The following is a 7475-nucleotide window of genomic DNA, read 5'->3' as shown; positions in this document are numbered from 1 at the left end:
TGTGGGTGGGTGGGTTAGGTGAGGGTGATGCCGCCGTCGATGTTGAGGGTTTGGCCGGTGATGTAGTCGTTGTCGAGGAAGATGTGGATGGCGGGTGCGGTTTCTTGGGGGGTGGTGAGGCGGGGGATGGGGAGGTTGGTGGTGAGGTTGTGGCGGAATTTTTGGGTGGCGGTGGCGGTCATGCGGGTTTCCATGAAGCCGGGTGAGAGGGCGTTGATGGTGACGCCGCGGCGTCCGGTTTCGGTGGCGAGGGTGCGGGTGAGTCCGATGATGGCGGCTTTGGAGGTGGCGTAGGCGGTTTGGCCGGGGGTGGCGATGAGGGCGGAGGGGGAGACGATGTTGATGATGCGTCCCCATCGGCGTTTGAGCATGGAGGGGAGGACGGTGTGGGTCATGTGGTAGGTGCCGATGAGGTTGGTCTGGATGATCTGGGTCCAGGTTTCGGGTGGTTGGTGGATGAGGAGGGCGTCTTTGCGGATGGCGGCGTTGTTGATGAGGATGTCGATCTCGCCGAGTTCCTGGGTGATGTGGTGGTGGAGGTTGGTGACGGAGTCGTGGTCGGTGATGTCGGCTTGGACGATGAGGTTGTCGTTGGTGAGGTGTTCGCTGGTTTGGAGGGCGTCGTGGTGGTTGTGGTGGTAGTGGAGGGCGACGCGGCAGCCGATGCGGTCGAGTTCGGTGGCGAGGGCGGTGCCGAGTCCTCCGGATGCGCCGGTGACGAGGGCGACGGGTTTGTCGGGTCGTGGTGCGGAGACGGTGCGGGTGCCGGTGGCCGCGCCGGTGGTGGGGCCGGTGGTGTGGCCGGTGCCGGTGCCGGGGTGGGGGCTGTGACTGGTGCTGGTGCTGGTGGTGTGGCCGGTGTTGGGGTGGGGGTTGGTGGTCCGGTCGGTGTTGGGGTTGTGGTTGGGGTGGGGGTTGGGGGTGGTCATGGGGTCTGCTTGAGGGGTTGGCCGGCGTTCCATTCGATGAGGGCGGTGAGCCATACCATGCCGGCGCCGAACGCGGCGAGCATGATGCGGTCGCCGGGTTTGATGTGTCCGGCGTCGAGGGCTTCGGCGAGGGCGATGGGCATGGAGGCGGCTCCGGTGTTGCCGTAGTTTTCGATGTTGGTGATGAGGCGTTCGGGGGGTATGTGGCTGTGTTCGAGGATGGAGTCGATGATGCGCATGTTGGCCTGGTGGGGCAGGAGGTGGTCGATGTCGGTGGGTTGGAGGCCGGTGGTGTTGAGTGTGCGTTTGAGTGAGCCGACGGTGAAGCGGACGGCGTTGAGGTAGATTTCGTTGCCTTTGATCTGTGCGTAGTGGAGTTTGTTGCGGAGTGTGGTTTCGCTGGTGGGCAGGCGGCTGCCGCCGGCGGGGATTTTGAGGCTGTCGGTTTTGGTGCCGTCGCATCCCATGTCCCAGCCGCGGAGCCAGCTGCGGTCGTGGGGGGCCAGGACGACGGCTCCGGCGCCGTCGCCGATGAGGACGGACAGGTCGCGGTCCTCGGGGTTGACGACGAGTGAGTGGGTGTCGGTTCCGATGAGGAGGATGGGGCGGGGGTCGATCGCGATGAGTCCGGCGGCGATGACGAGGCCGTAGGCGAAGCTGGCGCATTCGGCGTTGGTGTCGTGGGCGCCGCCGGTGGTGCCGAGTTCGCGTTGGACGAACGCGGAGGTGGCGGGTGAGGGCTGTTCGGGTGTGCCGGAGGCGAGGATGAGGTGGGAGATCTGGTCGGGGCGCAGGCCGGCGTGTTCGAGGGCTCGGCGGCCGGCTTCGACGGCGAGTGAGGCGCTGGTTTCGCCGGGGCCGGCGATGCGGCGTTCGCGGATGCCGGTGCGTTTGACGATCCAGTCGTCGTCGATGCCGAAGCGGGCGGTGAGTTCGGCGTTGGTGAGGCGTTTGTCGGGCAGGTGTGTGCCCCAGCCGATGATGCCGATGCCGGGTGTCTGCGGCGGGGTGGTCATTCGGCGGGGGCCGTGGGGGTGGCCGCGGTGGTGTGGGTGTCGAGGAGCTGCTGGTGGATGCGGCGGAAGGTGACGGTGTCGTCGATGCTGTCGACGATCGATTCGTCGAGGCCGAGGGCGGGGTAGCGTTCCTGCATGTCGTAGACCCATTCCATGAGGTCGAGGGAGTCGATCCCGGATGCGGTCAGTGGTGTGTCGGGGTCGAAGACCTTGACGCGGCTCACGGTCATCAGGCGGTCGACGGACACTTCGAGGGTGGGAAGGTGCATGGGGGACTCCTGGTCGTGGTGATCGGCCTGTGGGCGGCACGGTACGGGGGGCGGTGCAAGCGTTTCGCAAGTCGGCGGGCGGGTCCCGGACCGCGGACACGGCCCGCCCGGCCGGGCCGGCCGGTTCCCTGGTGGTCCTCCCGGTGCCGGCGGCCGGGCCCGGTCCTGACGGCCCTCGCGGTCCCGGCGGTCGAGTCCGGGTCGGCCGGTCGCCTGGTGGGTTCTCGCGGTTCTGGCGGTCGGGCCCGGTCCTGGCGGTGCTGGCGGTCCTGGCGGTGCTGGCGGTCGAGTTCGGGCCGGCCGGTCGCCTGGTGGGTCCTCGTGGTGCCGGCGGTCGGGTCCGGTCCTGGCGGTGCTGGCGGTCGAGTCCGGGTCGGCCGGTCGCCTGGTGGGTTCTCGCGGTTCTGGTGGTTGAGTCCGGTCCTGGCCCGGCTCTGGCGGCTTTGGCGGTCCTGGTGGTTGAGTCCGGTGCCGGTGCCGGTGCCGGTGCCGGTGGTGGTGGCCGGCGGGGGGTGGTGGGCGGCCGGGGCGGTGGTTGGTGGTGCCGGGTGCGGGACGTGCTGGGGCGGTGTGCGGCGCCGGGCCGGGCCCGGTGGATGTGTGGGTGCGGGCAGGTGTTCCGGGGTGGGGGGTGTTCACGGTGCCTGTCCGGGTTGGTGGCGGAACCAGGCCGGCGGACCCGGCTGGCGGACCCGGCTGGTGGGTGCGGTCCCTGATGGTCGTTCTGCCTGTGGGGAGGCCGTCCCGGGTTCCCGCGTGTATGTGCCTGTGGCAGATGTGACGGGGGCCGTGCCGGCTGTGGTTCCACCGTGTCCTTCACCCCGGTCCCGGCCCGGGCTTTCTGTCTCTGTCTCGGCCGTGTCCCTCGGCCCTGATTCCCTCCGGGTCTCGGCCGCGTCGTTCAGCCCGGGTTCTCCGTGGCGTCTGCGGCCACGGTCTCGGCCCTGGACTCCACCGGGGTCTCGGCCTTGGACTCGGCCGGGGTCTCGGGCCTGGGCTCGGCCGGGGTCTCGGTCGTGTCCTGGGTTCCGGTCCTGGAATTCCTGACAAGGTGTCAGGTTGTCGGGTTCTTCGGTCGTCGCCAGGATGATGCCGCAGGTGAGGGGGAGGAACGCTTCGTGGATGTCGTCGCGGATCCCCAGCGGGTACGCGGGCGGCGGGACCGGTGCAGTGGTGCGAGGCTCTGCTCTACCGTCCGTCGGTGGACGCCGGGTCCCGAGTCGTGTCCGGTGCCGCGTCGGGCGGTGGCGGGGGTGATCCGGCTGTCCGGACCTGTTTGCGGTACTTGCCGTGGTCGTAGCCGCGGGTCGGCGCAGGTCGCCTCCGGCCGCCGGCGGGGCCGCCCTCGTCGGGCGCGTACCGGTGGAACGGTCTGGGTCGGTGGCATGAGCAGGGTGATGTCGTTGTGGTTGCCGCCGGTCATCGATACCGCGAGGGGGATGCCGTGCGCTTCGGCGACCAGATGGTGCTGCCTGGAGCCGGTCCGGGTACGGCCGACCGGGCCCCGCCGGTTTTTTGGGCCGCCTTTCACGGCCCGCACGCGGGAGCCTCCGATCACCCGCCCGCGACCAGTCCAGTGCGCCGGCGGCGTGCAGCTCGCCGGCAGCGATCCGTGCAACGGCTGCGGGAGTTCCTGCTGGACCCCCGCATCGTTCCAGTTCCGCAGACGCGGCCGGCAGGCCGGACCCGAGCCGGAGCCCAGGTCCTGGGGCAGGAACTCCCGCGGAATGCCGGTGACAGCACGAACAGGATGCCCGACAGCACCTTCCGGTCGTCCAGATGCCTGTGCCCAGGATGATCCGCACGGCGCGCCACGACCGGGAGCAACGGCTCGATCCGCGCCCGCAACTCATCCGGCACGGCCCACGGCAGCCGCTCGTCCCTCTCCACATGCAGGCCGACAAGCCGTCAGAGTCACGCACTCCAGGGGGATGGGTGTCATTCGGCTGGGGCTTCCCTGGAGGGCATCTGGTCTGGGTGCCGGGTGCCGGGTGCCGGGTGCCGGGTGCTGGGGGCTGCGGGTGCTGTCCGTGGGTCTCCTGGGAGACGTCTGCGGCGGGAACCCGGTTTCGGTTCGGGTATGGCCTGCCGGCGCCGCCCGGAGGGTGGCCGGGGCCGGGTGCGGGCCCGGTTGTGTGAGGTCTTCCACGCCGGGTTGCGCGGGGGTGAGTGTTTCCCTGGTTTTGCTGTGTGGCTGTCGGCGGTTCCTGTATCGGGGCGTTGAGGGGGGCGTGGTGGCGGGACCGGGCGGGGCTCTGTCGGCCGGGTGCGGGTCGGCGGCGTTGCGGTCACCGCCGGCCCGGCCGGTGGCGGCTGTGTTGGTGCTGCCCGGCTGCATTCCCTTCTTCTGCTGGCTGTGCCGCCCGTGTACGGCTATGTGGCTGCGGGCGCGGCGGGTGCCCGGCTGGTGCGGGATCGTGGTGTGAACCTGCGCCGGCCGACGGTCGCCGCGGTACTGGACACGGCCCGGTTCCGGGCCCGGTGTCCGGTGTCCGGGCCGTCGGGTGTGTGCCCGCCCGTACTGGTCTGCTGCCTGCGGGTCTGCCGGGAGATCCGCAGGCGGTCCCACGGATCCCTTCCTCACCCCGGAGGCGCAACTCATCTTGCGGTGACGCCCGAAGCCGTTGCGGCAGGAGTCCTCAGCCGCGTCCCTCCGCCCCGGCTCCGCGCCAGGCCTCCGCCTCAGGTCTCCGCCCTCGGTCTGCGCCGCGTTCCTCGGTTCCGGTCTCCGCCCCGGCCTTCGCCCCGTTCGGCTCCTGGTCCTGGCAGTGTCTTCGGCCCTGGCTTCTGTCTTTGTCCCGGCTGTGTTTCTCGGTCCTGGCCTTGACGGTGTCCTCAGCTGTGTCGTCGGGTCCGGTCCCAGCCGTGTTTCTCGGTGTGTCAGGGCTCTGCGCGTTCATCCGTACGCGGCCGTGCACGTGTACGCCGCCAGCTTGGCCGTCACCGTGTTCCCCGGCCCCGGCCCCGATCCTGATCCTGGCCTCGGTCCCCGCCCCCGGTCCCGGTCCCCGCCCCCGGTCCCGGTCCCCGCCCCCGGTCCCGGTCCCCGCCCCCGGTCCCGGTCCCGGTCCCGGTCCTTGGTCCTGGTTCTGGTTCTGGCTCCGGTCCTGGTTCCGGTCTTCACCGTTTCTCTCGGTCCCGGTCTCCGCTCCCGGTCTCTGCCGTGTCCCTGGCCTCCGGTCCCGGACAGTGGCTCTCACCGTGGTTTTGACCCTGTCCCGGCCCGGTCCCGGGCAGGTGTCCCCGGTCCCGGGCGGGTGTCCCCGGTTCTGGGCGGGTGTTCCCGGTTCTGGTCTTCGGTCTGTTCCTGTTCTTCACCGTGGTCCCGGTCCTGCCCCGTTGGGTTGTCGTGTTCTGGTGCCGCCGGCCTTTGTGCGGTCGGGCTGTGGGGGTGTGGCGGGGGCGGGGGGGGGCTTGTGGGTGGTGGTGTGGTTGCGGTCGTGGGGGCGGGCAACCGTAGGGCCTGTTGATACCAGTGCGGTCCCACGGGCGGGGGGCGGGTGGGTGGGACCGTGCTGGTATCGCCGGGCCGGACCCTGTCCACCACACAGGCACCTCCAGGGGGAAGAGGTTTCATGGACACCGGGATCGAGATATTGGGGCCGATGGCTGTGCGGTGCGGCGGCAGGGTGCATCACCTGCACAGTGCGCAGGCCCGGGTGGCGCTGGCGCGTCTTGTTCTCGCGGGGCGTGAGGGGGTGACGCGGGAGGAGCTGGCCGATGTGATCTGGCCGGGGACGCTTCCGCCGACGTGGGCGTCGGCTCTGCGGACGCTGGTGAGCCGGCTGCGGGCGTTCGTGGGTCTGCTGCCGGCCGGGCCCGGGGACCTGCTGGTCAAGCGGGGCGGCCGGTATGTCCTGGCGCTGGGGGAGGGGGTGCCCGTCGATGTGCGTGAGGCGGTCGGGGCGGTGTCCGCGGCGCACGAGGCGCTGCGTGCGGGTGATGTGGCGGGCGCGGCCCGGCTGGCGGGCCGGGCCGCGGAGCGGCTGCGGTTCCCGTTCCTGTCCGAGCACGAGGGCGAGTGGGTGGAGGGGTGGCGTGAGCGTCTGGGCGGGCATCTGGTGACGGCCCTGGAGATCGCCGGGCGGGCGGCGATGGGGGCGGGGGACCACGGGCGGGCCGTTGTTCTCGCCGAGGAGGCGGTGGCCCGCGCGCCGGGGCGGGAGAGCGCCCACCGCTGTCTCATGGCGGTGCGTGAGGCCATGGGCAACCGGGGCGAGGCGCTGCGGGCGTACCAGCGGCTGCGCCGTCATCTCGCACAGGAGCTGGGCATCGACCCGTCGCCCGAGACGGAGGCCGCCTATCTGGCGCTGCTGGGCCCCTCCTCACCGCCCCACGGACAGGTGCCCGTCACCGGTTACGGTGGCGGGCCGGCCGGCGGGCAGGTGTTCGTGGGGCGGGAGGGGGAGCTGGCGGTTGTGGCCGGTGCGTGGGAGCGGGCGGCCCGCGGGCGCCGGCAGTTCGTGCTGGTCACGGGGGAGTCGGGGATCGGCAAGACGCGTCTTTTGCGGGAGGCGGGGGCGCAGGTGGCCGCCGCGGGCGGGCTGCTGCTGGTGGGCCGGTGCGACGAGGACGCGGTGCTCCCGTACCAGCCGTTCGTGGAGGCACTGGACGGCTACGTCGCCGCCTCGCCCGACGATCCGCTGGACGCCGTCTCTCCCGCCGCCCGGGGCGCGCTGCGGCTGCTGCTGCCCTCGCTCGCGGGGCCGTGCCCGCCCGGTGAACTGCCCGGGCAGCCGGTCCTGTTCGCCGCGCTGACCCAGCTGCTGCTCACGGCGGCCGGTGAACGGCCCTGCGCCGTTCTGATCGATGACGCCCACCGCGCCGACCCGGGGACGGTGGCACTGCTGCGGCACGTGCTGCGCACCGGTGCCGGGGCCCGGCTGTGTGTGGTGGCCGCCGCGCGCAACGATCTGCCGGTGTCCGCCGGGCGGGGGGTACGGGCGGGCCTGGACGAGGCGATGCTCGCGTTCGAGCACGCCGGCGACGGCACCGAGGTGGCCCTCACGGGCCTCGGCCCCGCCTCCGCCCGCGCACTCGCACACCAGCGGGCAACAACCAGCACCACCACCGCCACCGCCCGCGCAGGCGGCAGCACGGGCGCCGCAGCAACCGCCACCGCCGCCACTGGCCCGGGGGGGGGGGCTCGGGGGGGTGACAGGGGCGGGGTGGCGCACCCCGGGCCCGCGGCCCGCGCGCGCCGGGCCGCTCTTCCGGGTGGCCATCGCGGCCGGGAAGTTCCACGGTGTGACCAGCACCTG

At 71.9% G+C, this 7475-nt stretch carries 4 protein-coding genes and 1 pseudogene; 1 reads left to right on the top strand and 4 read right to left on the bottom strand.

What is annotated here, in order from left to right; translation table 11 throughout:
* Positions 1 to 14 precede the first annotated feature (14 nt).
* The 4 genes and pseudogenes from ACFXAZ_RS25650 to ACFXAZ_RS25635 form a co-directional block, all read right to left on the bottom strand.
* Positions 15 to 929 carry a 3-oxoacyl-ACP reductase family protein gene (locus tag ACFXAZ_RS25650; protein WP_384595699.1) on the bottom strand — a complete coding sequence of 305 codons (915 nt, stop codon included), beginning with the start codon at positions 927 to 929 and terminating at the stop codon, positions 15 to 17.
* Positions 926 to 1945, bottom strand: coding sequence for a 3-oxoacyl-ACP synthase III family protein (locus ACFXAZ_RS25645; RefSeq protein ID WP_384595696.1), 1020 nt, complete (start codon positions 1943 to 1945; stop codon positions 926 to 928). Before ACFXAZ_RS25645 ends, ACFXAZ_RS25650 begins: the two co-directional genes overlap by 4 nt.
* Complete coding sequence (locus ACFXAZ_RS25640) at positions 1942 to 2214, bottom strand: phosphopantetheine-binding protein (protein WP_384595693.1); 273 nt, start codon at positions 2212 to 2214, stop codon at positions 1942 to 1944. Before ACFXAZ_RS25640 ends, ACFXAZ_RS25645 begins: the two co-directional genes overlap by 4 nt.
* A 1085-nt stretch (positions 2215 to 3299) precedes the next feature.
* Positions 3300 to 4086, bottom strand: a pseudogene (locus tag ACFXAZ_RS25635) (IS5 family transposase); the annotation flags it as partial.
* Between the two features lie 1703 nt (positions 4087 to 5789).
* Here ACFXAZ_RS25635 and ACFXAZ_RS25630 point away from each other — a divergent pair.
* Positions 5790 to 7475: AAA family ATPase (locus ACFXAZ_RS25630; RefSeq protein ID WP_384595690.1), on the top strand; the 1686-nt coding region annotated here is incomplete at its 3' end.

Origin of the sequence: Streptomyces sp. NPDC059477 (assembly GCF_042749375.1) — a bacterium.
In the GTDB taxonomy this organism is placed as follows: domain Bacteria; phylum Actinomycetota; class Actinomycetes; order Streptomycetales; family Streptomycetaceae; genus Streptomyces.
Note: the sequence above shows the minus strand (reverse complement) of the source record. Positions and strands in the feature narration are given on the sequence as shown.

Coding starts and splice junctions, on each gene's coding strand:
- ACFXAZ_RS25645 (WP_384595696.1), bottom strand. CDS start 1,945: ATGACCACCCCGCCGCAGACACCCGGCATCGGCATCATCGGCTGGGGC.
- ACFXAZ_RS25650 (WP_384595699.1), bottom strand. CDS start 929: ATGACCACCCCCAACCCCCACCCCAACCACAACCCCAACACCGACCGG.
- ACFXAZ_RS25640 (WP_384595693.1), bottom strand. CDS start 2,214: ATGCACCTTCCCACCCTCGAAGTGTCCGTCGACCGCCTGATGACCGTG.